This is a genomic window from Nocardia sp. NPDC059240 (assembly GCF_042753865.1).
Classification (GTDB): domain Bacteria; phylum Actinomycetota; class Actinomycetes; order Mycobacteriales; family Mycobacteriaceae; genus Nocardia.
In genome coordinates, this window is record NZ_JBHZAC010000009.1 from 384,676 (window position 1) to 411,202 (window position 26,527).

The following is a 26,527-nucleotide window of genomic DNA, read 5'->3' on the forward strand; positions in this document are numbered from 1 at the left end:
TCACTCACATGCCGAAGCGGCGCTTGATGTCCCGCCCGCCGAGCAGCCGCATGGCACGCTCGACCAGCTGGGTCTTGGTCGGCGAGTACGGAAACCACAGTAGGGCAGCAATGGCCGAGACTTCGAGGCGTGGGCTGGTGACCGCTGTGGTCCGGCAGTACTTGCGGATGCCCGCCGCACCACCGAGACGACCGCCGCCCGCACCGGATTCCTTCCAGCCCGACATCGGCAGCGGGAAGCACGCCAGATGCGCGTTGACGTCGTTGACGTCGACCGATCCGACCTCGAGCCGCCGGGCGATCTCCTTGCCGCGCTGGCTGTTTCCCGTCCACACGCTCGCCGAGAGCCCGTACTGGGAGTCATTGGCCAGCCGCACCGCCTCCTCGGCGTCGCGCACCGGCATGACCGGCAGGATGGGCCCGAAGGTCTCCTCGGTCATCACCTTCATGGTGTGGTCCACACCGGTGAGCACGGTCGGCGCGAAGTAGTGGCCGCTCCCCTCGCCGCCGGCGCGTACACTCGCGCCCTTCGCGACGGCGTCGCGGACCTGCTCCTCGCACACGGCCACTTGCGATTCGGTGACCATCGCACCCAGGTCGATGCTGCCGTCGTCGGCTGCTCCCGGCCGCTGCCGCAGGGCGGCCACCACCTCGACCAGCTTCGCGACGAACGGCTCGTACACGCTGCTCTCGACATAGACGCGCTCGACGGCTGTGCACATCTGCCCCGAGTTCGACAGTCCGCCGAAGGCGATGCCGCGCGCCGCCTGCGCCAGATCGGCGTCGGCCAGCACGATGGCCGCGTCCTTGCCGCCGAGTTCGAGTCCGTACGGGATGAGCCGGGCCGCGGCCTGTTGGGCGACCGTGCGGCCGGTGGCGGTGGATCCGGTGAACTGCACATAGTCCACGCTGTCCACGACGGTGGCGCCGATGCCGGCGCCGACCACGGTCGCGAAAACCGTTGGCGCGCCGATGGCTTCCCAGCCGGCGACGGCCGCCGAGATCGCCAGCGGCGTCTCCGACGACGGCTTCAACAGCACGGCGGCACCGGCGATGAGCGCGGGCAGGGCGTCGAACAGCGCCAGCGCCAGCGGATAATTCCACGGGCTGATCACGCCCACCAGCGGGTAAGGCCGGTAGTTGGTCTCGAGCCGCTTGGTCGCCGTGAGCGGGCTGTGCGGCCACGGGCGGTCCGCGCCGAGGAATTCGGCGGCGTGCGCGCTGTAATAGTTGAGCGCGTCGATACTGAGCCCGAGTTCGATGGGCGCTTCGGCCTTCGCCTTGCCGGTTTCGGCGTGCAACAGCCCGTTGATCCGGTCAACGTTGTCCAGCAACCAGTTTCGGTAACGGCCTAGCCAGACCAGCCGTCCCTCAAGGCCGAGAGATTCCCAGGCCGACTGTCCCCTCCGCAGCCGGTCGGCCGCGGACCGCACCTCGTCCGGAGTCGCACCGCGCAGCACGTCCAGGACGCGACCGTCGATCGGCGAAATGACGGTGACGCTGGGAACTCCCGCGCCGGGTTGATCCGCTGCCACCGGCAGCGTGGTGGTCACGAACGCCCCTTGGCAGCGGCCTTTGCAGGAGTGGTCTTTTCGGTCCGGTCGCGGTAGGCGGCCCGCACCGACTCGTCCGAGTCCAAGGTGACGTGCTGCAGGCCGAGCGCGCCGTACAGGCCGTTGCGCAGGTTCTCCGGCAGCGGCATCAAGGCTTTCAGGAACGCCCCGCCGACCTTGGGGACAGCCCGGAAGCCGCCGCGCTTCCTCGCGATCGCGTCGACAATGGCATTGCCGACGTCCTCGGGCTGCACCAGGCCGATCTGGCGCACCAGCCAGTTCGGCGACAGGCCCGCGATGAGCTCGGTATTGACGAAGCTCGGAGCGATGGTCGTGACGGTCACGCCCTTGGGGGCCAGCTCCTGGTGCAGCGCGGCACCGAGCCCGACCACCGCATGCTTGGTGGCGCAGTACACCGCGACACCGGGCGCAGCCGAAATCCCGGCCACCGAGGCGATATTCACGATGTGGCCCGACCCCCGGGCGGCGAAGCGTCGACCGGCGAGCTTGGAACCGGTGATCACGCCGTGCACATTGATGTCCAACTGCCGGTCGGTGACCGCGTCGGACTCGTCCAGGAATTCACCGGTCGGCATGATGCCCGCATTGTTGATCAGCACGTCCAGCCCGCCCAGCCCCTCGTCGGCCTCATCGAGGAAGGCCGCGAACGAATCCCGGTCGGTCACATCGACTTTCAGCCCGACCACCCGCACACCGGTGGCGGCGGCAATCGAGGCGGCGGTCTCGTCCACCAGGTCGGCGTCGATATCGCCGAGAGCCACGGCCGCGCCCCGATCGGCCAGCAGCCGGGCGGTGGCCGCGCCGATGCCGCGCGCACCGCCGGTGATCGCGATCTTCTTGCCGGTGAGGTCCTTGTTGCTCATACTCGACTTCCTTGTCGTCGATCGGTTTCCGATTCCACCTGGGGCACAGCCCCTTTCGCCGCGTCGGAGTCGGGCATCATGCGGTGGAAATAGTGCAGGCCACGACGGGCCAGTCCGGGAGTGAGCCGGTTCATCCACAACGCCAGCGCACCGAGCGGGTTCTCCAGATGAGCGGGCCGGCGGACGATGGCGTCGACCAGCATCTCCACGGCGTCCTCGATGGGCAGCGCCGTATAGCCGCCCCAGCCGGTGGGACCGATCATGTCGGTGTCCACCAGCGGGATATGCACATCGGTGAAAGCTATTCCGTCGGAAAGGCATTCGACCGCGGCCACCCGCATCACCGCGTCCAGTGCCGCCTTGGAGCCGATGTAGGCGGAGAAGCGCGGCAGGTCGGCGACCACGCCGATGGAGGAACTGGAGATGATGTGCCCACCGCGCCGACGCCGCATCTCGGGCAGGAATCGCAGCATCAGTCCGACCGCGCCGAGGTAGTTGGTGCGCATGGTGCGTTCGTAATCGTGCAGGCGGTGTTCGGAATTGGCGATCGAGCGCCGAATGGACCGGCCCGCATTGTTGACCAGGATGTCGGGTGCGCCGAATTCCGCCAGCACCTCGTCGGCGAGCTTGTCGATACCGGCGTCGGTGGACAGGTCCGAGGTGATCGCGAACGCCTGCCCGCCCCGGCCCCGGATCTCGGCGACCAACTGCTCCAATTCGCCGGTGCGGCGGGCGGTCACGAGAACGATCGCGCCCTCGGCCGCCACTCGCACGGCCAGGTCGCGGCCGATGCCGCTGGAGGCCCCGGTGATGAGCACCGTCTTGCCCGCCACCCGGTCGCGCAACGTCGGCCCGAAGGGGCGTGGCAGGTGCCGAGGCGGGGTCAGGACGTTGATCGTGAGCCGGGCCAGGTCGTTCTGGGCGGAGCCGATCCGCTTGGCGATGGTCATCACCGGACCACCTCGTACTTGCGCAGGTCGATCTTTCTGGTGCGGCGGCGGTATTCGATCATCAGCCCGGGCCAGTTGTTGGTGACCTTGCCGTGCTCGTTCTTGTACCAAGTGGTGCAGCCGCCCTTTGCCCACACCGAACCGGCCAGGCGGCGCTGCGCCTCGGCGCTGAACGCGTCGAATGCTTCCCGTTTGACATCGAAATATGCTGCGCCGCTGCGGTTCAGCTGCCGGACCGCGTCCACGATGTACCGAGCCTGGCTCTCCAGGATGTACACGATCGACCCGCCACCGAAATTGGTGTTGGGGCCGTACATGAGGAAGAAGTTGGGGAATCCGTTGACGGTCAGGCCGAGGTACGCCTCCGGTCCGGTCGCCCACTGCTCGTTCAGCTCCCGGCCGTCCAGCCCGCGCACCGTCATGGGCGCGACGAAGCCGTTGGCGTGGAATCCGGTGGCGAAGATGATGGCGTCGAATTCGCGTTTGGTGCCATCGGCGGTGACGATGCCGTTCGGCGCGACCTCGGCGATGGCGTCGGTGACCACGTCCGCGTTGTCCCGGTCCAGCGCCGGATAGTAGTTGCTGGACAGCAGGATTCGCTTGCACCCGATCTGATAGTCCGGGGTCAGCTTGGCCCGGAGTTCGGGATCGGAGATCTGCAGGCGCAGCTGGGCCTTGGTGGCGTAGTAGAAGGGCGCGAGATACGCCTTGCGCACGGCCGGGCTCATATCGAGGGTGAGCGCCGGGTTCACGTATTCGCCGATGCCCCACCACGCGCCGCGCAACGCCTTGAGCGCCCCGGGAACCCGCTTGTACAGCCAATGTTCGAGCTTGCGGTGCGGGTAATCCGGCTTCGGGATCAGGTATTCGGCGCTGCGCTGGAACACGGTGAGCTGGGCGACCTTCGGCGCGATCTGCGGCACCAGTTGCACCGCGCTCGCCCCGTTGCCGACCACGGCCACGCGCTTGCCGGTCAGGTCATAGTCGTGCCGCCACTCGGCCGAGTGGAAGACCTCTCCCGAAAACCCTTCCAGCCCCGGAATGTTCGGAATCTTGGGCCGGGTCAGCTGCCCACACGCGGACACCAGCACGCGGGCCGTGTGCCGCTCGCCGGTGGCGGTCTCGATCGTCCACTCCCCCGCGGTCGCGTCGAACTCGGCGGACGCGATCTCGGTGCCGAAGCGCAAATGCCCGGTGAGGCCGTACTTCTCGGCGCACCGCTCGAGATACCCCTTGATCTCCGGCTGCGGCGCGAACGGCCGCGACCAGTCCGGGTTCGGTTCGAAGGAGAACGAGTACAGCGACGACGCCACGTCACAGGCCGCGCCCGGGTACTCGTTGTGCCGCCACACGCCGCCCACACCCTCGGCACGCTCGAACAGTACGAAGTCCTCGACCCCGGCCTGCTTCAAGCCGATCGCGGTGGCCAGCCCACTGAATCCGCCCCCGATGATCGCCACGGAGACCCGGCCGGGCGGGCGGGAATCCTGCGCCCGCGCCGTTGCGGTCGTATCCATCGAATATCCCTTCACCACTGTGGTCTCGGTCATGTCTGACGGTATGGCCGCTGACCTGGGCGAACCATCAGATGCCGGGCCATAGACTTGCGAAGTTGGGCCACTTGCCCGCAGCATGGGCCACGTGGTTGATCAGTGGTCGAAACTGCGATCGGTGACCAGCGCCGCACTGCTGGCCGACTTCGCCGCCGAACTCGGCGTGCCCACGGCCCGGACCCTGCGCGGCACCGGCATCCGCGTCGGACTGCTCCACGACCCGATGGCCGAGATCACCGCGGGCCAGGAATTGTCGTTGCTCCGCAACGTGATCGACGAGCTGGGCGACCGGCCCGGGCTCGGCCTGGCCGCCGGGACGCGCTATCACGCGAGCAGTCACGGAGTGTGGGGCTTCGCCGTGATCAGCAGCCCCAACGTGCGCAGCGCGCTCGAGGTCGGGGTCGGATTCGCCGAACTGTCGTTCTCCTTCGCCCGCATCCGCCTCGACTACGAAGGCCCGCATCCCGTCATCGCCTTCGACGACAGCGCCGTACCCCCGCAGGTCCGCCGCTTCCACACCGAACGCGATCTCCAGGCCACCCTCACCATCCAGCACGAGCTGATCCCGATCCATCTACCGGTTCGCCGCCTCGAACTCCCCTTCCCGGCCGATCCCGTCTACGACGGCTTCCTCGCCTACGCGCCGACCGCGACGATCGTCTTCGATGCCCCGGCCCCCCGCCTCATCATCGACGCGTCAGCGCTGGATATCCCCTTCCCCCAAGCCAATCCGCACATCGCGGCCATGTACGAACGCCAATGCGCCGACCTGGTGCAGCGCCGCAGCGAACGCCTCGGCGTCAGCGGCCAGGTCCGCGCCGCCCTGGTCCGCCGCGGCGGCATCGCCGCCCAGCCCGAGGTCGCCGCCGACCTCACCCTCAGCGTCCGCACCCTGCGCCGTCGGCTCGCCGACGAAGGCACCACCTTCCGCGAAGTCAGCGAGGAAACCTTCGGCCTGCTCGCCGAGGAACTCCTCGACGCCGGCCTCACCGTCGAGCAGGTCGCCGAGCGCCTCGGCTACTCCACCGCCTCCGCCTTCACCCACGCCTTCAAATCCTGGAAGGGCGAACCCCCGGGCCGCTACACCCGCAACCGGCGGGCACGGTAGGCCACCCGGGCGATGACCGGCCGCCGCGCCGGGATGGGTTATGGTCGAGGTATGTCCATCGCTGCCCGACTCGGTCCCGGATGCCGCCCGCGCGGCTGCCGGGCGCCTGCGCGGCGCGTGCATGGACGCCGGGTGCGGTATGTGATCGGGTCGGAACCCGGTCAGGTCAATGGGATGCGATGGCGCGATGCGCCGCGCATCGGATTCGGTTTCTGACGATCCACTTTTCGGTGCGGACGGGCGCGTTGTCGTGACCATCATCAACCGCACTACCGGGGCACATGTCCCGGATCAGGAGTGGGTCCATCATGACCGAAGAATTCTTCATCCCGGCCCGGGAGGGCCAATTCCCCAGCGCCGAGGGCTATTTCGGTAGTTTCGGGGGCAAGTTCATCCCGGAGGCGCTCGTCGCGGCGGTCGACGAGGTCGCCGTCGAGTACGAGAAATCCAAGATCGATCCCGGGTTCGTCGCGGAGCTCGAGGAGTTGCTGGTCAACTACGCGGGACGGCCGACGGCGCTCACCGAGGTGCCCCGGTTCGCCGCGCACGCGGGTGGCGCGCGGGTGTTCCTCAAGCGTGAGGACCTCAACCACACCGGCTCACACAAGATCAACAATGTGCTGGGTCAGGCGCTGCTCGCCAAACGAATGGGCAAGTCCCGCATCATCGCCGAGACCGGGGCCGGCTCGCACGGGGTGGCGACCGCGACCGCGTGCGCGCTGTTCGGGCTCGAATGTGTCATCTACATGGGCGAAGTCGATACGCAGCGGCAGGCGCTCAATGTGGCCCGGATGGAAATGCTGGGCGCACAGGTCGTTCCGGTGACCTCCGGGTCGCGAACGCTCAAGGACGCCATCAACGAGACGTTCCGCGACTGGGTGGGCAGCGTCGACAACACCCACTACATCTTCGGCACGGTCGCCGGACCGCATCCGTTCCCGGCCATGATTCGCGACTTCCAGCGGGTCATCGGCGTGGAGGCGCGGCGGCAGCTGGTGGAACGCGCCGGGCGGCTGCCCGATGCCGCAATCGCCTGTGTCGGTGGCGGTTCCAATGCGATCGGCCTGTTCCACGCCTTTCTCCCGGATACGGCCGTGCGGCTGATCGGCTGCGAGGCCGCCGGGCACGGGATCGAGACCGGCAAGCACGCGGCCTCACTGTCCGCGGGTGAGCCCGGCATCCTGCACGGCTCCCGCTCGTACGTACTGCAGGACGAGGAGGGTCAGATCACCGAGGCGCATTCGATCTCCGCCGGACTCGACTATCCCGGCATCGGTCCCGAGCACTCGTTCCTGCACGATTCCGGGCGCGGCGAGTACCGCCCGATCACCGATGACGCTGCGATGCAAGCGTTTCGACTGCTATCGGCGACCGAGGGCATCATTCCGGCGATCGAGAGCGCGCACGCGCTCGCCGGAGCGCTCGAGGTCGGCCGCGAACTGGGCCCGGACGGACTGCTCCTGGTCAATCTGTCGGGCCGCGGCGACAAGGACATGGCTACGGCCGCAGAGTATTTCGGCCGCAACGGCGAGGAGCACACCAAGTGAGCGGGAACATTCAGCTACTGCACGACACCTTCGCCAAGGCCGCGTCGGAGAACCGCGCCACGCTGATCGCGTATCTCCCGGCCGGGTTCCCGACCGTCGACGCGGGGATCGCCGCGATCACCACGGTCCTGGACGCGGGCGCCGACATCATGGAAGTCGGCCTGCCGCACAGTGATCCGGTCCTGGACGGCCCGGTCATCCAGACGGCCGACGATATCGCCCTGCGCGGCGGATTGAAGATCGCCGATGTCATGCGCACGGTCCGCGCGGCCCACCGCGTCACCGGCAAACCCGTGCTGGTGATGACGTACTGGAATCCCGTGTCCCGCTACGGCATCGAACGATTCGCCGCCGAGCTCGCCGAGGCCGGTGGCGCGGGCTGCATCCTGCCGGATCTGCCCGTCCAGGAGTCCGCCGAGTGGCGCGCGCAGGCGGCCGCCCACGATCTGGCCACCGTCTTCGTGGTCGCCCCGAGCAACACCACCGAGCGGCTCGACGCAATCACTTCGGCGGCTTCCGGATTCGTGTACGCCTCGGCACTGATGGGCGTCACCGGCTCCCGTGAGGCGGCCGGGGAGTCCGCGAAGACCCTGGTGCGCCGGGTCGAGTCGGCCACCGAGCTGCCGGTCTGCGTCGGCATCGGGATCTCCGACGCCGCCCGGGCCGCCGAGGTCGCGGCCTTCGCGGACGGAGTGATCGTCGGCTCCGCACTGGTCAAGGCGCTATTGGACGCACCCGACGAGACCGCGGGTCACGCCGCCCTGCGGTCCCTGACCGCGGAGCTCGCCGCCGCCGTCCAGCGGAGGGAGTAGCGAAATCGCAGGTCCCGGGGCCGGCGTAGGCTCGGAACGCATCGCTCCACCTCTTCGCGTTCCGAGACTACGAGAGGAAAGCACCATGCGGATTCGCCCTGTCACCGCGGCCCTCGGCCGTGTCACCGCGGCCTTGGCCGCGGGCTGCCTCACCGCCTCGATCCTCACCGCCGGAGTCGCCTACGCCGACCCGGACGACCCGGCCCCGGACCCCGGTTCCCAGCTCTGCCCGTATCCCGACGTCAACAATCCGGACTGCACCCAATTCAACGACGACCACAACAGCATCGGTCCCGGCGGCAACGACAGTCACGACCACGACCACGACCGCTGAACCTCACCCGCATCCGGCTGGAAGGCCGGGTGCGGGGCGGCCGCGCATGGTGTGATCGTCGTGGGAGATTCGAACGACCGCGGGGAGTGAGCACCAGTGCCAACCAACGAGCACCTATCGGCACTGCGCGTCGAGCGGCAGGCCGTCCTGGATTTCTGCGCCGATCTCACCGCCGCCGAATGGCAGGCCGACAGCCGGGCCGCGGGCTGGAGCGTGAAAGACGTGGTGGCGCATATGGCCTCCGATATGCGGACGCTCGTCACCCCGGCGGCGATCGCTTTCATGCGGACCGACGATGTGGAGACGCTCAACGAGCGCGCTGTCGCGGCGTCGCGGTCGCAGTCCCCGCAAGCCATCCTCGACGACTTCGCGACCTGGACCCGGATCGGTACCACCGCCCTCGCCGTCATGACCGCCCCCGGCATCGCCCGGATACCGCTACGCGTCGCGGAACTCGGCCGCTATCCGCTGCGAATCTTCCCGGCGCTCTACCTCTTCGACTTCCACACCCACCTGCGCCACGACATGGCGACGGCGCTGGGCCGCCCGCTTCCCCCCACCGACGCGCCGCGCATGGCCGCCATCCTGGACTGGTTGACGGCTCTACTCGCGCAGTCCCAGCGCGAGCGACTGGCCTGGCTCGACGCATCCGTTGCGCTCACCTGCACGGGTCCGGGCGGCGGTACCTGGCGTATCCACCCCGACCCGCGCCGAACACTGCGCGTCGAGCCCGGCGACCCGGACGGCGCGGCGGTTCGAATTGTGACGCCCGGCAGCGAATTTCCACTGTGGGCCACCACCCGGGCCCCGTGGCGCGACTGCGATGTCACGCTCACCGGAGACACCGAGCTCGGCACCCGCTTCCTCGACGCGATCGACCTCGTCTGAACGCGGCGTCGGCGTCACCACTCACCGATCCTGGGAGTTCCCGGGTCCGATCGGGTGTGCGAGCATGGCGCGGTGGCTGGTGGAACCCAATTGTGGCCGGTGGTCGATCTGCACGATCTGCTCGGCGTACTCGATCTCGATGATGTCGGGCCGGGCCGATTCCGCGCGCGGAACGTGAGCTCGACGCTGCCGTCCACGCTGGGCAGTCAAACGCTCGCGCAGGCGGTGGTGGCGGCCGAGCGCACGGTGCCGCACATGGCGGTGCAGTCGCTGCACGGTGTGTTCCCACGCGGCGGCTATGCCGACCGCGACGTCGATGTCGAGGTAGAGGTCGTGCAGTCGGGGCGGGCGCTGGCGACGGTGCAGGTGTCGTTCCGTCAGGAGACGCGCGAGCACGCGCGGGTGCTGGCCATGCTGAGCATCGAAGAACCCGACTTCCTGGCGCACGGCGCTGTCGTACCGGTCGATGTCCCCGGGCCGGAGGATTGCGCGGAGCTGCCATGCGCGTTGCTCCCTTGGGAGGTAAGGACTTTCGGCGGAGCCGATGCGGTAGCACTGGAGCTGTCGGGCTCGCCGACCCTCGATGTATGGATGCGCTGCGACAAGGCACCGGACCTACCCGGAACCGCCCGAGCGCTGCTGGCCCATGGCAGTGAGGCCTTCCTGGGCCCGGTCGCGATGCGCCCGTATCCACAGGCCGAGATCGCCCGCCGCGGCGGCCGTGGAGCGGCCGCCCTGCTCGCCCAGACCATCACCTTCCACCGCCCCTTCACTCTCCACGACTGGCTGCTGCTGCGCTGCGAGAGCCCGTTCGCGGGCGGCGGCCGGATGTACGAGCGCATCCAGATCTTCACGCGCACCGGCGAATTGGTCGCCTCCGCCGACGCCCACGGCGTGATGCGCGCCCACGCCTGAACCTCGTTGTGTCGGCGCGGACACACAACAGCCGTCACCGCGCCGACAGACCCGACCGCCGTTTCTCCACAGAATTGTGTTCGTAGCCAACACGATCCGCTGGGAGACAAACAATGCCGAAGGTCACCGCCCTGCTCGGCGGCGCGCTCGCCGCCCTCGCCGCCACCGCGGCCCTGACCCTGCCCGCCGCCCCGGCCGCGTTCGCGCAGCCCGACACCTCGACGGTCGCCACCCCGGCACCCACGAAAACCCAAGGATGGCTGAGCATCTACACCGGCACCGCCCCGCAGGGCGTCAACGCGGTGCAGTTGCGCGTGGTCACCGACCCCAAGATCGGCCTGCGTGTCGTCGACCGCGACGGCCGCTCCCTCTACCGCTTCGACAAGGACACCGCCGACCCGTCCAAGTCGAACTGCACCGGCGACTGCGCCACCACCTGGCCGCCCCTGCTGGTCAGCCGCGGCCAGGCCCTCTACGTCGACGGCATCGACGCGACCCGCACCGGTTTCATCGAGCGCCCCGACGGCTCCTGCCAGATCACCGTCGGCGGCTGGCCCGTCTACTACTTCTCCAAGGACAAAACCCCGGGCGACCTCAATGGTCAGGGTGTCGGCGGCACCTGGTTCGCCGTCAACCCCACGGGCGGCAAAGCCCTGGCCAAGTAGAGCTGCTACCGAGCACCGACTGCCGCACTGATGGCGGTGCCGCCGCTCACGGACGATGTGGGTGGTTTCACAGTCCGGACGCGCTTCGTGTTTGCGGTAAGGTTGCTAGAGAACGGACAGTGCGGGTCGGAGCCGACCCCCGATTGCTTCGACCGAAGCCACGTAGAGCGGTCCCCGACCACGGAGGCCGCTTTTCTTGTGCCTTCGGGAGGTGCGATCTTGCGAATGAGCAGACAGCGATTTCTGGCCGTGACCGCTACCGCACTCGCCGCCGGTGCCGCGGCGGCCTGCGGAATCGGCACACACGAACACACCGGAGAGGGCGTGAAAGTCATGACCGCGACCACGATGACCACCGCTCAGGAAGCCAAGCTGCACGATGTAGCCGCGCAGTTGATCTGGAAGTGGGAACAGCCCGCCGGCGTGGAATTGATCCGGGAGGGCGCGAAGATCACCACCCACCTGATCAATCATGGGCCGCTGCCCGTCGAACTCGCGGATTCGTGGCTGCCGACGCCGGCGGATCGCGCCCGGGGCATGATCAAGTATTTCGCCGACCGCGATTACGATCTGGAAGTGAATGCCGCCGGAGATATTGTCGGAGCGGGCATTTCGCTGATCGCGGACGAAAAGTCGAAGGGACACATCTCGACCATCAATGACCGCCGATTCTACAACTGGTGCGTCTGCGACATCGTGATGTTCCCGATGGTGCTGAAGGCCCGTTCGGACGTTTCCACGCTGGATCCCCGTACCGGAGAACGGATTTCGTGGACCGTCACCCCAACCGGCTTCGAGAACATCTCACACCCGGACGTATGGTTCACCCTCGCACCGGCGCACGGCGGCGAAATTCGCCAGGTCTATTGCGACCGGGTGAACATCTACGCCGACCGAGCCGGTGCCGAAGCGGCCGCCGCGGCGGATTCTCAGATCGCCGCGGCACCCCTACAGGAACTATTCGACGACACCAAGAAACTCGCCGATATGTTCTGAGATCACCGAGCACACCGTAGGGTGAGGATCGAAGCAGTCGGCCCGCATCATTCGGATTCGGTCACCCGGCCCCACCGGCGGGAAGTAATTCACATGACCTCTGCACGTCAGACCACCCTTCGTCACGAACAGAGCGAATTCAGCGCCGCGCGTGCCGCGGAGAAGGCCGCCTGCGAGAAGCAGAACGCCACCGCCGCACTCACCGTCGCGAGCCACGCGCTCGACGCCGCGGACTGCGCGCACCTGCTCGAGATGCTCGGCCTGGACGCGGCGAGCACCAAGGAATAGGTCAGCGGGCCCAGGGGGCCACGATCGGCGGTTGGCCGGGGATGAGCCCCTGGCCGCCGACCGGTAGCACGACGATCGCCTCGAACGGCTCACTCCCCGGGTTGGCCATGGCGAACAGCTGGTGGGCGGGAACGATGAGCGCGTCCCCGGCCGCCACGGCGAAGGTTTCCTCGCCCATGGTGACGGTCATCGACCCGGACAGCGCGATGAAGATCTCCTCGCGGTCGAGGGCGTGAGCGGGGGCGTCGGTCCCCGGTTTGATGGTGAGCCGCCACGCGGAGTTCTCCTTGGAGCCGCGGCTGGGTGCGGCAAGACCGAGGAAGCTCGCGTGCTCGTTCTCGAAGCGAGGCGCGGTGTCGGCGGTGATGTGCGGCATGTCTGCTCCTCTGAAATCTGTTGTGCGGGTGGGCTACTGCGCCCAGGGCGGGCTGACCGGCTCGCCGCCGGGAGCCTGGGCGTAGGCCCCGACGGGCAAAATCGCCACGGCCTCGAAGGGCTCCGCGCCCGGCACCGAGAGGTGGAACAGGGTGTGCGCGGGGATCACCAGCGCATCCCCGGCACGGAAATCGCGAGTCTCGCCTTCCAGGGTGATCCGCGCCTGCCCGGCGAGGGCGATGAAGATCTCCTCCCGGGAAACGGCGTGCTCGTGGCCCGGATTGCCGGGTTCCAGGGTGAAGCGCCAGACGCTGTTCTCCACCGATCCACGGCTGGGTGCGGCCAGGCCGATCGCGGTCATTCCAGGGCCTTCGAAGACGGGTGCGTCAGCGGACTTGACGAGTGGCATGCTGTGTCTCCTAAACTTCAACCAAGGTGTTCAACTTCGGTTGAACAACTACAGTTGAACATATCGATGGGAAGGGGTCAAGGGATGGATTTCGGGGTCCTGCTCGGCCAGGCGTATTCGGCCTTCGTACTGGAGTTGCACGCCCGGTTGGGCGAGCGCGGCCACCCCATGCTGGGTGCGTCCTACGGCTTCGTGCTGCGCGCACTGGCCGAGAACGCGCTCACCGCAAGCCAATTGGCCGAACGCCTCGGCATCACCGCGCAGGGTGCGGCCAAGGTCGTCGACGAGATGGTCCGGCACGGCTACGTCGAACGCCGCCCCGACCCGGCCGACAAGCGCGCCAAACTGCTGCACCTGTCCGACCGCGGCCTCGACATGCTCGCCACCGTGCGCGAATTCCACGCCGCCTACGAGCGCGACCTGATCGCCCGGGTCGGTGCCGATCAGGTCGCCACCGTCCGCGCCGTACTCGGCGAAATCGCCGCCACGGCAACACCTTCCGGCATGGACCGCGCCTTTCGCCCGCTGTGAACGGACCGCGCCGAAACATCGCATGATCACCGGTCCCGCCTTTCTCGTTCGGCCGCAACCGAATCTACGAAGCGCGGAACCGATCACCGCGGGACGCGGGGTGCCAATCCCGAGACTTTCGACGCCACCGCGGCGTCCGGATCACTCCGGTGGCATGCGACGGAAATCGGCGGGAGCCCGACCGGTCCAGCGACGGAAAGCGCGCGCCAGCACCCGATGATCGCGATAGCCCAGCTGCGCGGCGATGGAGCCGACCGAATCGCTGCGATCACGCAGCAGCGCGATGGCCAGATCGCGCCGGACCGTCTCCAGCTCCGCGCGCCACGTCGTGCCGTGCTCGGCCAGCCGTCGTTGCAGGGTGCGGCCGCTGAGGCTCAGCACAGCGGCCACGTCCTCCAGTTTCGCGGCGGGCGACTCGGACATCTGGCCGCGCAGGACACCGCGGAAGACCTCCAGCCACGGCGGCTCCGGGCCGATGTCGTCGAGGGCCTGCCGGGCGTGCCGGCGCAGAATCGCGTGCAGGAAGCGATCATTCGGCCGGGCGGCGGCGCCGAAGAAGGTGAGTGCGTCCCGGTCCTGGCCGAAGTGGATATTGCCGGTGCCGAACGCGCGCACCAGATAGCCGCGGTCGCGCGGCGCGGGATGCGAGAAGTCCACGCGCACCGGAATTCCCGCGTCCCCGAAGCCCTCCCGGGCCCGCCGGGCCGTCACCACCATCGCGAATTCCCGATGGGTGGCACCGTAGGGTTCACGGTGCGGCGCGCCGGAATAGCTTGCGGTGAGCAGTGATCCGTCCTCGCGCACCTCGAGCTCGACCCGCCGATCGCAGATGGTGGCGTTGTAGACCGACGCCGCGCGCAACCCCTCCGCCAGGGTCGGGGCGGTACTGATCAGATAGTCCCACACGTAGAGCCGACCGTGTTCGGCGTATTCGGCGGCCAGTACGCCGGCTTCGGCGCCGGCCAGCTCGTACAGCAGCGCCCACATTCGCGTGGAGTCGGTGGTCGCCACCCGCACCGCGCGGTCGACCACCAGCGTCGGATCGCCGCCCAGCGCGCGGGCGATCTCCGACTCGCTCGCACCGGCCGCGCGGGCCGCATCCACCAGAACTCCCACCACATGCGTCGACACGGTGCTCACCGGGGCGGTCATCTCACATCACCTCATCGTGGAAAGTTCGTCGTTCGCCCGTCAACCCGGTCCGGGCGCGCACTATTCCGTATCGGGTCCGGCATATCGGGTCTGGCGCGGAATGTCCCGGGCTCGGCGGATTTCGTCCCGTCCACCGCGCCGGACGGTCCGTAGATTCGGCACCGTGCCTTTCGCCCGACTCACCCTCGCGGCCGCGGACATCGCGGACGACACCCGCTCGCTGCTCGTCACCGAAATCACCGATCTACTCGACAAGGTCCTGTTGAAGGATGCCGCGCATGCGGTGGTCCAGATCAACCTGACCGCACCGGACCGCTGGTTCGTCGGCGGGCAGCCGCTCGACACGGCCGTCATCGGGGCCCACCTCGAGGTCAGCATCACCGCCGGCACCAACACCTCCGGCGAGAAGGCCGAATTCATCGAGCGCGCCTACTGGCTGCTCGCCCGGCACCTGCGCACCCTGCCCGACGCGGTCTACGTCGCCCTCTACGAACTCGACGGCGAGAGCTACGGCTACAACGGCGTCACCCAGCTGGCGCGCCTGCGCCACGATCCCATCGGAAGGGATTGAGATGAAAGCCATCTCCGCCGCCATCGTGATCCAGGCACCGCCGATGCGGGTCTGGGAGGTCCTGGTCGATTTGCGCGCCTACCCGGAGTGGAATCCGTTCATCCGGGAGGCCGCCGGGGAGATCGCGGTCGGAAACACGTTGAACCTGCGCATGTTTCCGGTGACCGGCGGCCGGCCGACCACCTTCAAGCCGGTCGTGTTGGAGGCACGACCCGGCGCCGAGGTGCGGTGGCTGGGCCGTCTGCTGCTGCCCGGTATCTTCGACGGTGAGCATTCCTTCACCCTCACCGCGACCGCCGACGGCACCGAAGTCGTTCAGGCCGAGAAGTTCTCGGGCGTGATCGTGCCGTTCGTCGGTGGGTCCATCGCGGACACCCAGGAGAGCTTCGTCGCCCTCAATGCCGCATTGAAGAAGCGCGTCGAGAACTCCTGACCAGATTTGCCGAGGTGTCCGAGGTCCACGAGGGGTGGCCCCGGACACCTTGTGCGTTCACGGTGAATCCACTGGGCTCAGTCCGAATCCACTGGGCGACGCCGGAATTCGTCCGGCGACTGCCCGGTCCAGCGCTGGAACGCCCGGCGCAGGGTACGCGCATCGGTGTACCCCAGCCGGGTGGCGACGGATTGGACGGGCAGGCGGGTGTCGCGGATCAAGGCGACAGCCTGCTCGTGCCGCACCGACTCGACCTCGGCCCGCCAGCTCGTCCCCAGCTCGCCCAACCGGCGTTGCAGCGTACGGGGACTCATGGACAACCGTCGCGCCGCGCCGTCGAGGGTGAGGTCCCCGTCGCGCAACGCGGCCGCGATGACCGCGCGCACCGAGTCCCGCTCGCCCGGAATCACCCGGGAACCGGCCAGCACCAGTTCCGCGTAATGGCGCAGCATGGTGCCGAGTTGCGCGTCGGCCCCGGTCGGCAGGGCGGCCGCGTCGAGAAAGGTGATCTCGGCATGAGAGGCACCGAAATCGATGCGCCCGGTACCGAATTCGTCGATCAGGCTGCGGTATCGACTGCTGTCGTGATGGGTGAACGCGACCCGCACCGGGATCAGCTGAGCGCGAGTCGCCTCCCGGACGCGACGCAGCATCATCGAGAGCATGAACTCCTCGATGGGCGCGAGCACCACCGGCGGTTCGATGGGCGCCGATTCGCGAACCGTCAGCAGCCCACCACTTTCCACCACCTCCCAGCCGACTCCCGGATCGGTGACCACGCCGCGCAGCGAAACCACGGTGCGCAGGCTCTCGGCCAGCGTCGGTGCGCTGGTGAACAGGTAGTCCCACACGTGCAGTCCGCCGCGATCGGCGGCGGCGGTCGCCAGCAGCCCCGATCCGGGCCCGGCCGCGGCATCGATCAATTCCCACGCCCGCCAAGCCCATTCGGTGGGCACCCGCAGCAGGTCGTCGGTCAGGAATGCCAGGTCGAGCGCCGGATCGAGGGCCGCCAATTCGGCCGGTGTCACCCCGACACGCAACGCGGTGGCTCGGATCAGCGCGGCGATACGGGTCGGGATGGTGCCGTCGATCATCCGCCGAGCCTAGGCCGCGAAAACGGCCGCGAATCAGTCGGTTTGGCGCGAAATGTCCCGGAACGGCGGAGTCGGACCCTACGAGGGCTGCTTCACCTCACCGTTGCCATTGGTCGCGGGCTCGGCCTTGAGGGCCGGGAGCAGCGATTCCCGTGCCATCGAGGTGAGAGTGCCCGCCTGCTGGATGATCTCGGCCAGCGCCGAGGTGACGCCCTGCGCGCCGTTGAGCACCGTGAACTGGCCGACATGCTCGAAGGGCTTCGCGGCGGCGGCCACGATCTCCGGCAGGTTCTGGGCGACCTGCTGGGCGATCACCGCCTCCTGGTTCTTGCTCATCGCCTCGGCCCGCTGCTGGATACCGGCCGCCTCGGCCGCCATCCGCGCCCGCATCGCCTCGGCCTCGGCCAGACCGCGCGCCTGAATGGCATCGGCGTCCGCCTGACCGTTGAGCCGGGTCGCCTCGGCCTGCGCGGCGGCCCGCAGCTTGATCGACTCCGCCTCGGCCTGCGCCTGCATCTTCGTCTGTGCCGCAGCGGCTTCCGCGCGCAGGCGGGTCTCCTGCGCGTCGGCCTCCGCCTGGCTGATGCGCGCGTCGCGGCTCGCGGCGGCCAGGGTGGTCTGCCGGTAGGCCTCGGCGTCGGCGGGCTTGCGGATCTCCACCTGCAGTTGCTGTTCCTTCTGCTGCGCCTCGAGCTGCGCGACCCGGGTCGCCACCTCGACCACCGCCTGCCGGGCGGTCGCCTCGGCGAGCGGGCCCTGCTGCTGGGCTTCCTTGGTGGCCCGATCCACCTCGGCCTGGTAACCGGCCTTCTTGATCTGGGTGTCGCGCACCGACAGTGCGACCTGCGCCTGCGCGGTCTGCTCCTGGGAGATGGCCTCACGTTCGGCCAGGGCGCGCGCGATACGGGCGTGCTGCTCGACCTCGACCTGGTGCGGAACCGCCAGGTTGGCAATGTAATTCGACTCGCTGGCAATGGACTGGATCTGGAACGAGTCGATCACCAGGCCGAAGGACTCCATCTCGTGCGAGCAGCGATCGCGCACCTGCTCGGAGAACTTGTCCTGATCACTGATCATGTCCTCCACCGTCATCGAACCCGCGATCGCGCGCAGATGACCGATGAAGACGTTCTGGACCTTGGTCTCCAACTCGTCGGCGGGCCGGTCCAGGAAGCGGCGTGCGGCATTGGCGATCGAGGAGTAATCGTCGCCCACCTTGTACATCACCACGCCGGTGAGCTGCAGGTTGATCTTCTGACGGCTCACACACGGCACCACGATCTGAGATTCGTGCGCCTCCAAGGAGATGCGGCGCACCTTCGTCAGGCCGGGAGCCACCAGACACCCGCGACCGGTGACGATGCGGAACCCCATGCTCTCCCCCGAGCCGCCCGGACCGGTGCCGGCCTTGAAGCCCGAGATGATCAGCGCCTCATCGGGTTCGGCGACCCGCCAGGCCATTCGAAACAGGGTTATGGCGGCTGCCAGCAGGACTACCACCCCGACCACGGAAAAGACCAGGACGTCCACGGTGCACCTTCATTTCACGAGAACTACTTCGACAGTGCGACCGCCCAGGCTGTTCACCACGAGGACCTGGGCGTGCTTGGGAATCGTCGCTTCATCGTCGGCGGCGCGGGCCATGAACCTTTCGGTACCGAACCGCACCTCGATCACCACCTCACCGAGGTGGCCGGGTGTGATGGCCGCCGTCACCCGTGCGTACTTGCCGATCACATCTGCCGCCATCAACACCACCCCCCGGAAACCGAAGATGCTCGACCACCACACGCTAGACCCGGCCACCGACAGCCAGCAATCTCTTTACGAAGTCGTTGTCACCATTATCGCGCCGCGTTCGTGATCTTGGTCAGCGCAACGGAATTGACCACCAGCAAACCCAGTGAGACGGCCGCCAGCACCCCCGCCGGGGTGGCCGCCGAATTGACGTCCACCGCCAGATCGGCGGCGTCGAGGGGCTGTCCCTGGGAGTAGAGGAACGCGGCCCCGGCCGGACCGCCCAGCGCGCAACCCACCACCAGCGCCCGGACCGCCCGGTGCGGACGCAGGAACGACAGCAGGGCCGGGAGACCGGTCGTGACGGCGAGCCAATTGATCAGCCAGGTGTAGTCGTCGGCCAGAAAATGCCAGTCGTCCCCCGACGGCAGGCGCACCGAAACGACCGCCGCACAACCGAGCAGCGACAGCAGCAGGGTCGCGATCGAGTAGCCGTCCCGCGGGAGCCGGAAACGCGGATGGGGACCGTCATCCAGCATCAGCGCGAAGGCCGCGAGGATTCCGGCAAGCACCAGCGACAACGTCCCGAACAAGGTGATCTGCTCACCCGACGCGCTGCGAACCGACTCCGCGACTGTGGCCCGGTTCCCCCCGACCCACACGGCGTTCAGACGCAACAACATCGCCGCACTCCACACCCCGGTCAGTCCCACCCCGACCAGCAGCGAATTACAGACATCCCTGGGCAGCTGAGGTATCAGCGTCCGCACCCCGGTGGTCGACCCCGCAAAGAACGCGATGACCGCCAGCACCACGAACAAGTAATGCCCGTGAAAGAGCACCGAATCCACCGAACGATCGGCATCATCGTCCCGCGCGAACGGCGCGATCAACCCGGCCGTGAAAAACACCGACCCGACAACCGCCGCCAATCCAGCCAGCAGCGTGACGAAGTCGATCGCCCGCCCCCGAATATCCCCGACCGCCGAACCGCCGAACGACGCGTCTCGCGCAGATCTGACCCCAGCCACTCCCGTCGCTGCGATACTCCCCACCCGACCGCTCACAACCTCCCGCGCAGAGCCATCCCCAGCGCCACCAACGTGACCGCCCACAGCCTTGTCCGCGCCACGGCCAACACCACCACTGCCGACAGGCCCCGCCGCCGAGGCACTCCCAGCCCCACCAGCTGTGCCACCCTCGGCCGGACTGCCCACAGTCCCCCGCGCGGAGCCGCCCGCAACGTCGCCCGCGTGACCGCCCACAACGTCACCCGCGTGACCGCCCACAACGTCATCGGCGTGACCGCCTACAGCGCCGACCACGTGAGCATCCCCGGCGGCGTCAGCACGGCCGTCCAGAGCGCGGCCGGCGCGAACGGTGATGTCCGCGTGAAGATTCCGGGTGGGGGTGACCCGGGCGGATCGGCCGCCCGCGAGGGCGCGGTGTGCGGCGTCAGCCAGCGCAGCGCAGTTGGGGTAGCGGTCGGCGGGCAGCTTGGCGAGGGCGGTCGCGATCACGTCGTCCAGGGCGGGCGGCAGGTCCGGAAACAGCTCGGTGGGGCGCGGCGGTGGCGCGGTGAGGTGTGCGGAGATTACTGCGGCGTGGTCGGAGCGCGGGAAAGGCCTACTGCCGGTGAGGATTTCGTAGAAGGTGCAGCCGAGGGAGTAGATGTCGGCTCGATGGTCGGCGGGGTCCTCGCCGAAGCGCTCCGGCGCGGCGTAGGCGACCGTCGCGGTGGTGCCGGTCAGCGTCAGGGTGTCGTCGAAGGCACGCGCGATACCGAAATCGGTGAGGACGGCCCGGCCGCCGTCGCGATCGGAAACATCCACCAGGATGTTCGCCGGTTTCACATCGCGATGCAGGACACCTTGCCGGTGCGCGTAATCGAGCGCGTTCCCGGCATCGGTGATCAACCGGACCGCGTCCGGCGCGGGCAACCGCCCGCCCGCCGAATCCAGCAGAGCCGCGATATCGCCGCCGCTGATATACCGCATGCAAAGCCAGGGGATTTCGTCACCCGGTGCGCTGCGATCGTAGATCGGCACGATATCCGGATGCTCGAGTCGCGCCGCCAGCGCGGCCTCCCGATCGAAACGCGCCCGCCCCGGCGAATCCAGCGACATCGCGGGACCGACCGCCCCGCCGAAAACCTTCAGTGCCACATGGCGATCCAGCCGCGGATGCCGGGCGAGATACACCACGCCCATGCCGCCCGCGCCGAGCACACGCTCGATGCCGAAGCCGGAGAAGTCCGCTCCCGGATCCAGCCGCATCAACCGCGCGCCCCTGTCAACACCTATCACCTTGCCGCGCTACATCTTACAGCGGGCATGATATGGCGCATGCTCCCCACCGACGACCTGGCCCGCACCGACCCTCGCCCCGCGGTGATCGACACGCCGCTGGGCATCGTGGAGTTCAGCCTCACGCTGGGCGCGGAGCGGCTACCGGCCCGGCCGGAAACGGTCTGGGAGCTGCCCAACGGCACGCTGCTGCAACGCTGGCGGCCGAAGCAGGCCACGGTCGATCTGCTGATCGGCCGCATCGACGTGCCCGCCTGGGACGGTGGCGCGCCGGTCCCGATGTGGGCCGGGATCTTCCAGGTGCGCGCCAACACCGCGGTGCCGGGACTGATCGTCGCCGCCGCCCTCGACGACCTGCCGCCCGACGCGCACGGCGGCCCCGACTCCGGCGAATGCCTCGCGGCCGTGAGCGCCGAGAACGAGCGCTTCATGGTGTCGATCGGCGGACCCGACACCGAACTGCTGGCCATGCAGGCCGCCGACGGCCGGCTCATGCCGACCGCCTGGGCCCAGCAACTGCCGGCCGACGGCAATGACGGTGACACCGAATACGGTGTGCGCTATGGAGACCGGGTCGCCCTCGCCTGGCATCTGCCCGGCCTGGCCACCGGGGAGGTGGCCAGGCTGTGCATCGCCACCGCCTGGTGCCCGCGTGACGACGACCGCCCGGCGGCCTGGTTCGCCGTCGACATCCCCCTCGACACCGCCTACCACCACCTCACCACCGGAAGGCCCTGACCGATGCACGTCGATCTGATGCTCGAATCCCTCGACGGGCTCTCCGTCGGGGACGTCGTGGGCGCCGAGTTCCCGGTGCTGCGGCGCGATCTGAGCGAACTGCGCGACGGGCCGCTGCCCGCCGGCCGCTGGGAGTGGACCGACGACACCGAAATGGCCTGCGGCGTCGTCGATGAGCTGCTCGGCTACGGCGCGATCGAACCGGATCGACTGGTCGCCGGTTTCGCCGCGCACATCGACACCCGGCGCGACTACGGCTTCATGACCGTGGACTCATTGGGCCGCATCGGCCGCGGCGCACCCTGGCGGGAGGTGGCGGCGGCCGCGTTCGGCGGTCAGGGGTCCTGCGGCAACGGCGCGGCCATGCGGGTCGCGCCCCTGGGCGCCTTCTACGCCGACGACCCGGAAACCGCGGTAACCCAGGCGATCCGCTCCGCCGAGGTGACCCACTCGCATCCGGAGGGCATCATCGGTGCGGTCGCGGTGGCGGTCGCCGCCGCCACGGCCGGGCAGGCTCGCCTCGCCGGAATCCGGCCCACCCCGGAACAATTCCTCACCACCGTCCTGGACCGCCTCGACGACGGTGACACCACCCGCCGCATCGCCCGCGCCCGCGCTCTGCTCGGCGCACCGTACGAGCAGGTCGCCACCGAACTCGGCACCGGCATCCAGGTGACCGCCCAGGACACCGTGCCCTTCACCCTCTGGGTCGCCGCCAACCACCTCGCGAACTACCGTTCCGCCGTGGCCACCTGCGTCGCCGCCGGCGGTGACACCGACACCACCTCCGCCATCGTGGGCGGCATCGTCGCCACCCACACCGGCATCGCGAACCACACCGGCGGCCCCGGCGGCCTGCCCGACACCTGGCTCTCCGCCCGCGAGCCCCTCCCCGCCTGGCTCGACCGCACCCGCAGGCCACCGCACAACACCCGCAAATCCCCCGGCCGCCTACGCCGTTGGCTCTCCGGCACGCCGTAGCACGTGGACTCCTTCCCTCAGGCGAGGTGCTTGCGCAGGAACACCGCGATCTCATCGGTGGCGGCGGCAGCCTCCGGGGTGCCGTGCATCGTCTGGTAGACGTGCGGCAGGCCCTCGCCGACGTTCAGCGTCACGTCCACACCGGTGGCCAGCGCGGCCTCGGCGAAACGCTCCGAATCGCTGAGGATCAGCTCGGCCGTGCCAACCTGCACGAGGGTCGGCGGCAGATCGGTGAGATCGGCGAAAAGCGGTGAGGCCGAATGCTCCCGGGGATCCGCACCGGCCAGGTAGTCGGCGAAGATGCCGCGGATCATGACGGGTTTGAAGATCGGGTCCTGGCTCTCCCGCTCGGTCATCGAAGCGCCGGAGGCGGTCAGGTCCAGGACCGGGGACAATAGGACGGCCGCCGCGGGCAGGTCCGCGCCCTCGTCCCGCAGTTGCAGCAGCAGCGCCGCGATCAGGTTGCCGCCGGACGAATCACCCGCCAGCGCAATCGAACTCGCGGCCAGGCCCTGCTCCTCGCGCAGCCAGTTCCAGACCGTCCGAACGTCGGTCAGCACCGCCGGATACACCTGCTCGGGAACCAACCGGTATTCGGGAAACAGCACGCGCACCCCGGCCGCGCGGCCCAGCCGCGCCGCCAGCTCACCGTGACTGGCCAGCGAGCCGAGGGTGAATCCGCCGCCGTGCACATACACCAGCACCCGATCCGCCGACACGTCGGGCGCATCCACCCAATGCGCCGGAACGCCCGCCGCCGAAACATCGCTCACCCGAACATCTTCGGGAATGTCGAAGCGCTTCCCCGCGGGCAGGAAGTTGGCCCGCATCTGCTCGAGCGACGGCCGGGTGGCGGGCCGCTCCGAGCGCTGCCGCTCGAAATTCTCGATGAACTCCTGCATCTGCGGGCTCGGCATGGTGATTCCCCTTCGGCTCAGGTCTTGCGATCTCGTCTCGAGCCAACTCAGCGCGGTCCGCAATTGTTCCGGCCCCCGGATACGAAACGACCCCGGTCACCGGGACCGGGGTCGTGAGAAGCACAGGGGCTCAAGCGTTGCCGTTGGCTTTCTCCGGCTTCGACTCGTTGCCAGCCTCGGACTCGTCGTCCTCGTGCTCGATGACACCGCGCTCGGTGCCCTCGTCGGCCTCCTGATCCGGCTCCGGATGCTCCGGGGAGAACTCGGCGGGCAGCCGCTTGATGTGCTTGTTCATGTTCATGATGAGCAGGATGGTGCCCGCCAGCAGCACCAGCACGATGACCAGACCCAGCGGCGAGGCCTTGCCGAATTCGGGTCCGGTGGGGGAATTGTTCGTGCCCTGGGCGAGCAGCATGAGCGTCATCGGTCGGTGTCCTCGGTATCTACATCGTCGATTCCCGCAAACAGGTCGGTCTCCGGAATCGCGGTCTTCACCCGGGTCTTGGCCAGCTCGAATTCCTCGGTCGGCCACAGCCGCTGCTGCATCTCCAGCGGCACCGCGAAGAAGGCCCCGTTCGGGTCGATCTGGGTGGCGTGGGCGCGCAACGCGTCATCACGCTGCGGGAAGTACTTGGCGCACTCGATCTGGGTGGTGACCCGGCCCATGATGTCGCCGCGCTCGGCCGCGTACTTGCGCATGCGGTCCATCCACTCCTGCATGGGGAACGGCTCACCGCGGCGCGCGTACTCGTCGGCGAACGCCTCCAGCCGGGTGAGGCTGAAGCCGTGGTTGTAATACAGCTTCAACGGCTGCCACGGCGCACCGGCATCCGGGAACTTCGCAGGATCACCCGCCGCCTCGAAGGCCGCGACCGAAACCTTGTGGCACATGATGTGATCCGGGTGCGGGTAGCCACCCATCTCGTCATAGGTGGTCATGACGTGCGGGCGGAACTCGCGCACCACGCGCACCAGCGCCTCGGTGGCCTCCTCCAGGGGTACCAGCGCGAAGCTGCCCTCGGGCAGCGGCGGCATCGGATCCCCTTCCGGCAGACCGGAATCCACGAAACCCAGCCAGGTCTGGCGCACGCCCAGCGCCTCGGCGGCCGCGGCCATCTCCTCGCGGCGGACCTCGCTGATGCGGTCCTTGATGCCGGGGGTGTCCATGGCGGGATTGAGAATGTCGCCGCGTTCCCCGCCGGTGAGTGTGACGACCAGCACGTCATTGCCTTCGGCGGCGTAGCGGGCGGCCGTCGCCGCGCCCTTGCTGGATTCGTCGTCGGGGTGGGCGTGCACCGCCATGAGGCGAAGACCACTCACTTCTCAGTCACCTCACCGATCACGTTTTACTCCGTAGCTAATGAGCCGAGTCCAGGCACGGGCGTCGGATATGCATTCCCTATAGTTCCATCCGATCGTTGTTTGTTCCGACCTACCCCCCGGGAGCGTCCCCGACATGAGTGAAAGACCGGCCGACCGGTACGGGATCGCGCCTCGGAAGAACCGCCGCTGGCTGCCCTGGGCCCTCGGCGCGGTCGTCCTCCTCGCCGGGCTCGGCGTCTCCTACCTGGGCTACCGCACCTACGGTCCGCAGGCCATCGAACCCGACCGGATCGGCTACGAGATCGTCGACGACCACACCACCACCGTGGATTTCAAAGTGACACGCAAGGATCCGGGCCAAGCGGTCGTCTGCTTCGTGCGGGCCATGGACGGCGACACCGACGAGGTCGGCCGCCGCGAGATCCTGGTCCCCGGCTCCGACGCCGGCACCGTCCGTGTCGTCACCACGATCAAGACCACCCGCCGGGCCGGCGCGGGCAATGTCTACGGCTGCAGCGACCACGTGCCGGCCTACCTGCGAGCAGGGTGAAAAGTCCGTTACACGCCCCGCTTTGACGCTTCTACCTGCGCCTTTCCGAATCGTGCTAAAATGACGCGATACACGGTTCCGGAGTTCGGAGCCGTGTTTGCTGCATTGACGGCCGGCGCTGTCGGGACTCTCCCCAGGGATCGCTCTGGCTGTCCACTGTTGCCGTGCCCGTCTTCGGATGACCACGGTAGCGGGCATCAGGGAATCCCGGCTTGCCGGGGACAACTACTAGGGAGTGATCGAGATGACTGAGACCGTGACTTGGCTGACCCCGGAGTCGCACGAGAGGCTCACGAGCGAACTCGGCGCGCTCATCGCCAACCGTCCCGTCATCGCGGCCGAAATCAACGAGCGCCGTGAAGAAGGCGATCTCAAGGAGAACGGCGGCTACCACGCGGCGCGTGAAGAGCAGGGCCAGCAGGAGGCGCGCATCCGCCAGCTGCAGGAACTGCTGAACAACGCCAAGGTCGGCGTCGCACCCACCAAGTCCGGCGTCGCGCTGCCCGGCTCGGTCGTCAAGGTCTACTACGACGGCGACGAGTCCGACACCGAAACCTTCCTCATCGCCACCCGCGAAGAGGGCCTCGGCAACACCGACCTCGAGACCTACTCCCCCAACTCACCGTTGGGTGGCGCGCTCATCAACGCCAAGGTCGGCGAGACCCGCGAATACCAGCTGCCCAACGGCAACGTCATGAAGGTGACGCTGGTTTCGGCGGAGCCGTACCACAGCTGAGCAGTACCCGCCCGAGAGTGGAGGTCGTGACCACTCGAGGGCATCGGTCGTGAAAACAAAGAAGCGGCGCCCCCCCAATTGTGGGGGGGGGGGTTGTTGGGTGTTTGACGGCCGCGCGGGCTACACGTGGGCGGGGGGGGAGGTGTTTTGAGAGGATGCGAACCAGAGGGGGGGCACGGCGG

The 26,527-nt window shown here is 68.4% G+C and carries 31 protein-coding genes; 17 read left to right on the plus strand and 14 right to left on the minus strand.

The window, feature by feature from the left end; translation table 11 throughout:
* Window positions 1-4: 4 nt before the first annotated feature.
* Genes ACFXHA_RS31665 through ACFXHA_RS31680 form a run of 4 tightly spaced genes read right to left on the minus strand, consistent with a single transcriptional unit; the run spans window position 5 to window position 4,936 of the window.
* Window positions 5-1,552 (minus strand): aldehyde dehydrogenase family protein, encoded by a 1,548-nt coding sequence (locus ACFXHA_RS31665; protein WP_379362630.1) that lies wholly within the window; start codon window positions 1,550-1,552, stop codon window positions 5-7.
* On the minus strand, window positions 1,549-2,436 hold the full coding sequence (locus ACFXHA_RS31670) for an SDR family oxidoreductase (RefSeq protein ID WP_379362631.1): 888 nt from the start codon (window positions 2,434-2,436) through the stop codon (window positions 1,549-1,551). The genes ACFXHA_RS31665 and ACFXHA_RS31670 overlap by 4 nt, the downstream gene beginning before the upstream one ends.
* Window positions 2,433-3,386, minus strand: coding sequence for an SDR family NAD(P)-dependent oxidoreductase (locus ACFXHA_RS31675; protein WP_379362632.1), 954 nt, complete (start codon window positions 3,384-3,386; stop codon window positions 2,433-2,435). The genes ACFXHA_RS31670 and ACFXHA_RS31675 overlap by 4 nt, the downstream gene beginning before the upstream one ends.
* Window positions 3,386-4,936, minus strand: coding sequence for a flavin-containing monooxygenase (locus ACFXHA_RS31680; protein ID WP_379362633.1), 1,551 nt, complete (start codon window positions 4,934-4,936; stop codon window positions 3,386-3,388). The genes ACFXHA_RS31675 and ACFXHA_RS31680 overlap by 1 nt, the downstream gene beginning before the upstream one ends.
* Before the next feature lie 121 nt (window positions 4,937-5,057).
* Here ACFXHA_RS31680 and ACFXHA_RS31685 point away from each other — a divergent pair, with 121 nt between their 5' ends.
* From ACFXHA_RS31685 to ACFXHA_RS31730, 10 genes are all read left to right on the plus strand, one after another.
* Window positions 5,058-6,047 carry an AraC family transcriptional regulator gene (locus ACFXHA_RS31685; protein WP_379362634.1) on the plus strand — a complete coding sequence of 330 codons (990 nt, stop codon included), beginning with the start codon at window positions 5,058-5,060 and terminating at the stop codon, window positions 6,045-6,047.
* Window positions 6,048-6,098: 51 nt separating this feature from the next.
* Window positions 6,099-6,263 (plus strand): tryptophan biosynthesis modulator TrpM, encoded by a 165-nt coding sequence (gene trpM / locus ACFXHA_RS31690; RefSeq protein ID WP_379362635.1) that lies wholly within the window; start codon window positions 6,099-6,101, stop codon window positions 6,261-6,263.
* Between the two features lie 92 nt (window positions 6,264-6,355).
* A complete protein-coding gene (gene trpB, locus ACFXHA_RS31695; protein WP_379362636.1) occupies window positions 6,356-7,594 on the plus strand; it encodes a tryptophan synthase subunit beta in 1,239 nt (412 codons plus the stop codon).
* 8 nt (window positions 7,595-7,602) lie between these two features.
* Window positions 7,603-8,406, plus strand: a complete 804-nt coding sequence (gene trpA, locus ACFXHA_RS31700; RefSeq protein WP_379362711.1) for a tryptophan synthase subunit alpha — start codon at window positions 7,603-7,605, stop codon at window positions 8,404-8,406.
* Window positions 8,407-8,491: 85 nt separating this feature from the next.
* Window positions 8,492-8,740, plus strand: a complete 249-nt coding sequence (locus ACFXHA_RS31705; protein ID WP_379362637.1) for a hypothetical protein — start codon at window positions 8,492-8,494, stop codon at window positions 8,738-8,740.
* A 96-nt stretch (window positions 8,741-8,836) separates the two neighbouring features.
* Window positions 8,837-9,628, plus strand: coding sequence for a maleylpyruvate isomerase family mycothiol-dependent enzyme (locus ACFXHA_RS31710; protein WP_379362638.1), 792 nt, complete (start codon window positions 8,837-8,839; stop codon window positions 9,626-9,628).
* A gap of 72 nt (window positions 9,629-9,700) precedes the next feature.
* Window positions 9,701-10,543 carry an acyl-CoA thioesterase gene (locus ACFXHA_RS31715; protein ID WP_379362639.1) on the plus strand — a complete coding sequence of 281 codons (843 nt, stop codon included), beginning with the start codon at window positions 9,701-9,703 and terminating at the stop codon, window positions 10,541-10,543.
* 113 nt (window positions 10,544-10,656) lie between these two features.
* Window positions 10,657-11,208: a hypothetical protein gene (locus tag ACFXHA_RS31720; protein ID WP_379362640.1), complete on the plus strand. Its 552-nt coding sequence runs from the start codon at window positions 10,657-10,659 to the stop codon at window positions 11,206-11,208.
* 30 nt (window positions 11,209-11,238) lie between these two features.
* Window positions 11,239-12,204, plus strand: coding sequence for an organomercurial lyase (gene merB, locus ACFXHA_RS31725; protein WP_379362641.1), 966 nt, complete (start codon window positions 11,239-11,241; stop codon window positions 12,202-12,204).
* A gap of 93 nt (window positions 12,205-12,297) precedes the next feature.
* Window positions 12,298-12,492, plus strand: a complete 195-nt coding sequence (locus ACFXHA_RS31730) for a hypothetical protein (RefSeq protein WP_379362642.1) — start codon at window positions 12,298-12,300, stop codon at window positions 12,490-12,492.
* Between the two features lies 1 nt (window position 12,493).
* Here the strand turns inward: ACFXHA_RS31730 and ACFXHA_RS31735 are convergent, their stop codons facing one another.
* Together ACFXHA_RS31735 and ACFXHA_RS31740 are read right to left on the minus strand one after the other, a co-directional pair.
* Window positions 12,494-12,868 (minus strand): cupin domain-containing protein, encoded by a 375-nt coding sequence (locus tag ACFXHA_RS31735; protein WP_379362643.1) that lies wholly within the window; start codon window positions 12,866-12,868, stop codon window positions 12,494-12,496.
* A 33-nt stretch (window positions 12,869-12,901) separates the two neighbouring features.
* On the minus strand, window positions 12,902-13,276 hold the full coding sequence (locus tag ACFXHA_RS31740) for a cupin domain-containing protein (RefSeq protein ID WP_379362644.1): 375 nt from the start codon (window positions 13,274-13,276) through the stop codon (window positions 12,902-12,904).
* Between the two features lie 84 nt (window positions 13,277-13,360).
* On the opposite strand from ACFXHA_RS31740, the gene ACFXHA_RS31745 reads away from it, so the two are divergent.
* Complete coding sequence (locus tag ACFXHA_RS31745; protein ID WP_379362645.1) at window positions 13,361-13,807, plus strand: MarR family winged helix-turn-helix transcriptional regulator; 447 nt, start codon at window positions 13,361-13,363, stop codon at window positions 13,805-13,807.
* 141 nt (window positions 13,808-13,948) lie between these two features.
* On the opposite strand, the gene ACFXHA_RS31750 is transcribed toward ACFXHA_RS31745, so the two are convergent.
* Window positions 13,949-14,959, minus strand: a complete 1,011-nt coding sequence (locus ACFXHA_RS31750) for an AraC family transcriptional regulator ligand-binding domain-containing protein (protein WP_379362646.1) — start codon at window positions 14,957-14,959, stop codon at window positions 13,949-13,951.
* 163 nt (window positions 14,960-15,122) lie between these two features.
* Here ACFXHA_RS31750 and ACFXHA_RS31755 point away from each other — a divergent pair, with 163 nt between their 5' ends.
* On the plus strand, window positions 15,123-15,530 hold the full coding sequence (locus ACFXHA_RS31755; protein ID WP_379362647.1) for a 4-oxalocrotonate tautomerase family protein: 408 nt from the start codon (window positions 15,123-15,125) through the stop codon (window positions 15,528-15,530).
* 1 nt (window position 15,531) lies between these two features.
* Window positions 15,532-15,963 (plus strand): SRPBCC family protein, encoded by a 432-nt coding sequence (locus ACFXHA_RS31760; RefSeq protein WP_379362648.1) that lies wholly within the window; start codon window positions 15,532-15,534, stop codon window positions 15,961-15,963.
* Window positions 15,964-16,040: 77 nt separating this feature from the next.
* Here the strand turns inward: ACFXHA_RS31760 and ACFXHA_RS31765 are convergent, their stop codons facing one another.
* From ACFXHA_RS31765 to ACFXHA_RS31780, 4 genes are all read right to left on the minus strand, one after another.
* Window positions 16,041-17,057: a helix-turn-helix domain-containing protein gene (locus ACFXHA_RS31765; protein WP_379362649.1), complete on the minus strand. Its 1,017-nt coding sequence runs from the start codon at window positions 17,055-17,057 to the stop codon at window positions 16,041-16,043.
* Window positions 17,058-17,135: 78 nt separating this feature from the next.
* Entirely contained in the window at window positions 17,136-18,587 is a 1,452-nt protein-coding gene (locus ACFXHA_RS31770) for a flotillin family protein (RefSeq protein WP_379362650.1), read from the minus strand.
* 9 nt (window positions 18,588-18,596) lie between these two features.
* On the minus strand, window positions 18,597-18,806 hold the full coding sequence (locus ACFXHA_RS31775) for a hypothetical protein (RefSeq protein ID WP_379362651.1): 210 nt from the start codon (window positions 18,804-18,806) through the stop codon (window positions 18,597-18,599).
* Window positions 18,807-18,901: 95 nt separating this feature from the next.
* Window positions 18,902-21,070: a serine/threonine-protein kinase gene (locus ACFXHA_RS31780; protein ID WP_379362652.1), complete on the minus strand. Its 2,169-nt coding sequence runs from the start codon at window positions 21,068-21,070 to the stop codon at window positions 18,902-18,904.
* Between the two features lie 69 nt (window positions 21,071-21,139).
* Here ACFXHA_RS31780 and ACFXHA_RS31785 point away from each other — a divergent pair, with 69 nt between their 5' ends.
* Both ACFXHA_RS31785 and ACFXHA_RS31790 read left to right on the plus strand, forming a co-directional pair.
* Window positions 21,140-21,838, plus strand: coding sequence for a hypothetical protein (locus ACFXHA_RS31785; RefSeq protein WP_379362653.1), 699 nt, complete (start codon window positions 21,140-21,142; stop codon window positions 21,836-21,838).
* A 3-nt stretch (window positions 21,839-21,841) separates the two neighbouring features.
* On the plus strand, window positions 21,842-22,819 hold the full coding sequence (locus tag ACFXHA_RS31790) for an ADP-ribosylglycohydrolase family protein (RefSeq protein WP_379362654.1): 978 nt from the start codon (window positions 21,842-21,844) through the stop codon (window positions 22,817-22,819).
* A 17-nt stretch (window positions 22,820-22,836) separates the two neighbouring features.
* Here the strand turns inward: ACFXHA_RS31790 and ACFXHA_RS31795 are convergent, their stop codons facing one another.
* The 3 genes from ACFXHA_RS31795 to mca all read right to left on the minus strand — a co-directional run bounded on the left by ACFXHA_RS31795 (window position 22,837) and on the right by mca (window position 25,038).
* A complete protein-coding gene (locus ACFXHA_RS31795) occupies window positions 22,837-23,736 on the minus strand; it encodes an alpha/beta hydrolase (protein ID WP_379362655.1) in 900 nt (299 codons plus the stop codon).
* Between the two features lie 130 nt (window positions 23,737-23,866).
* The gene (locus tag ACFXHA_RS31800; protein WP_379362656.1) at window positions 23,867-24,160 is read right to left on the minus strand and encodes a hypothetical protein; all 294 of its coding nucleotides are present in this window, start codon (window positions 24,158-24,160) and stop codon (window positions 23,867-23,869) included.
* Window positions 24,157-25,038 carry a mycothiol conjugate amidase Mca gene (mca, locus tag ACFXHA_RS31805; RefSeq protein WP_379362712.1) on the minus strand — a complete coding sequence of 294 codons (882 nt, stop codon included), beginning with the start codon at window positions 25,036-25,038 and terminating at the stop codon, window positions 24,157-24,159. The genes ACFXHA_RS31800 and mca overlap by 4 nt, the downstream gene beginning before the upstream one ends.
* A gap of 154 nt (window positions 25,039-25,192) precedes the next feature.
* Here mca and ACFXHA_RS31810 point away from each other — a divergent pair, with 154 nt between their 5' ends.
* Together ACFXHA_RS31810 and greA are read left to right on the plus strand one after the other, a co-directional pair.
* Window positions 25,193-25,609, plus strand: coding sequence for a DUF4307 domain-containing protein (locus ACFXHA_RS31810; protein WP_379362657.1), 417 nt, complete (start codon window positions 25,193-25,195; stop codon window positions 25,607-25,609).
* Window positions 25,610-25,853: 244 nt separating this feature from the next.
* Complete coding sequence (gene greA, locus ACFXHA_RS31815) at window positions 25,854-26,345, plus strand: transcription elongation factor GreA (RefSeq protein ID WP_379362658.1); 492 nt, start codon at window positions 25,854-25,856, stop codon at window positions 26,343-26,345.
* Window positions 26,346-26,527: the final 182 nt, after the last annotated feature.

Excerpts from the sequence above, each read along its gene's own strand:
- ACFXHA_RS31670 (WP_379362631.1), bottom strand. The coding sequence starts at position 2,436 with ATGAGCAACAAGGACCTCACCGGCAAGAAGATCGCGATCACCGGCGGT.
- ACFXHA_RS31675 (WP_379362632.1), bottom strand. The coding sequence starts at position 3,386 with ATGACCATCGCCAAGCGGATCGGCTCCGCCCAGAACGACCTGGCCCGG.
- ACFXHA_RS31680 (WP_379362633.1), bottom strand. The coding sequence starts at position 4,936 with ATGACCGAGACCACAGTGGTGAAGGGATATTCGATGGATACGACCGCA.
- trpM (WP_379362635.1), top strand. The coding sequence starts at position 6,099 with ATGTCCATCGCTGCCCGACTCGGTCCCGGATGCCGCCCGCGCGGCTGC.
- trpB (WP_379362636.1), top strand. The coding sequence starts at position 6,356 with ATGACCGAAGAATTCTTCATCCCGGCCCGGGAGGGCCAATTCCCCAGC.
- ACFXHA_RS31705 (WP_379362637.1), top strand. The coding sequence starts at position 8,492 with ATGCGGATTCGCCCTGTCACCGCGGCCCTCGGCCGTGTCACCGCGGCC.
- ACFXHA_RS31720 (WP_379362640.1), top strand. The coding sequence starts at position 10,657 with ATGCCGAAGGTCACCGCCCTGCTCGGCGGCGCGCTCGCCGCCCTCGCC.
- merB (WP_379362641.1), top strand. The coding sequence starts at position 11,239 with ATGGCGGTGCCGCCGCTCACGGACGATGTGGGTGGTTTCACAGTCCGG.
- ACFXHA_RS31730 (WP_379362642.1), top strand. The coding sequence starts at position 12,298 with ATGACCTCTGCACGTCAGACCACCCTTCGTCACGAACAGAGCGAATTC.
- ACFXHA_RS31735 (WP_379362643.1), bottom strand. The coding sequence starts at position 12,868 with ATGCCGCACATCACCGCCGACACCGCGCCTCGCTTCGAGAACGAGCAC.
- ACFXHA_RS31740 (WP_379362644.1), bottom strand. The coding sequence starts at position 13,276 with ATGCCACTCGTCAAGTCCGCTGACGCACCCGTCTTCGAAGGCCCTGGA.
- ACFXHA_RS31745 (WP_379362645.1), top strand. The coding sequence starts at position 13,361 with ATGGATTTCGGGGTCCTGCTCGGCCAGGCGTATTCGGCCTTCGTACTG.
- ACFXHA_RS31750 (WP_379362646.1), bottom strand. The coding sequence starts at position 14,959 with ATGACCGCCCCGGTGAGCACCGTGTCGACGCATGTGGTGGGAGTTCTG.
- ACFXHA_RS31760 (WP_379362648.1), top strand. The coding sequence starts at position 15,532 with ATGAAAGCCATCTCCGCCGCCATCGTGATCCAGGCACCGCCGATGCGG.
- ACFXHA_RS31765 (WP_379362649.1), bottom strand. The coding sequence starts at position 17,057 with ATGATCGACGGCACCATCCCGACCCGTATCGCCGCGCTGATCCGAGCC.
- ACFXHA_RS31775 (WP_379362651.1), bottom strand. The coding sequence starts at position 18,806 with ATGGCGGCAGATGTGATCGGCAAGTACGCACGGGTGACGGCGGCCATC.
- ACFXHA_RS31780 (WP_379362652.1), bottom strand. The coding sequence starts at position 21,070 with ATGCGGCTGGATCCGGGAGCGGACTTCTCCGGCTTCGGCATCGAGCGT.
- ACFXHA_RS31785 (WP_379362653.1), top strand. The coding sequence starts at position 21,140 with ATGCTCCCCACCGACGACCTGGCCCGCACCGACCCTCGCCCCGCGGTG.
- ACFXHA_RS31790 (WP_379362654.1), top strand. The coding sequence starts at position 21,842 with ATGCACGTCGATCTGATGCTCGAATCCCTCGACGGGCTCTCCGTCGGG.
- ACFXHA_RS31795 (WP_379362655.1), bottom strand. The coding sequence starts at position 23,736 with ATGCCGAGCCCGCAGATGCAGGAGTTCATCGAGAATTTCGAGCGGCAG.
- ACFXHA_RS31800 (WP_379362656.1), bottom strand. The coding sequence starts at position 24,160 with ATGACGCTCATGCTGCTCGCCCAGGGCACGAACAATTCCCCCACCGGA.
- mca (WP_379362712.1), bottom strand. The coding sequence starts at position 25,038 with ATGGCGGTGCACGCCCACCCCGACGACGAATCCAGCAAGGGCGCGGCG.
- ACFXHA_RS31810 (WP_379362657.1), top strand. The coding sequence starts at position 25,193 with ATGAGTGAAAGACCGGCCGACCGGTACGGGATCGCGCCTCGGAAGAAC.
- greA (WP_379362658.1), top strand. The coding sequence starts at position 25,854 with ATGACTGAGACCGTGACTTGGCTGACCCCGGAGTCGCACGAGAGGCTC.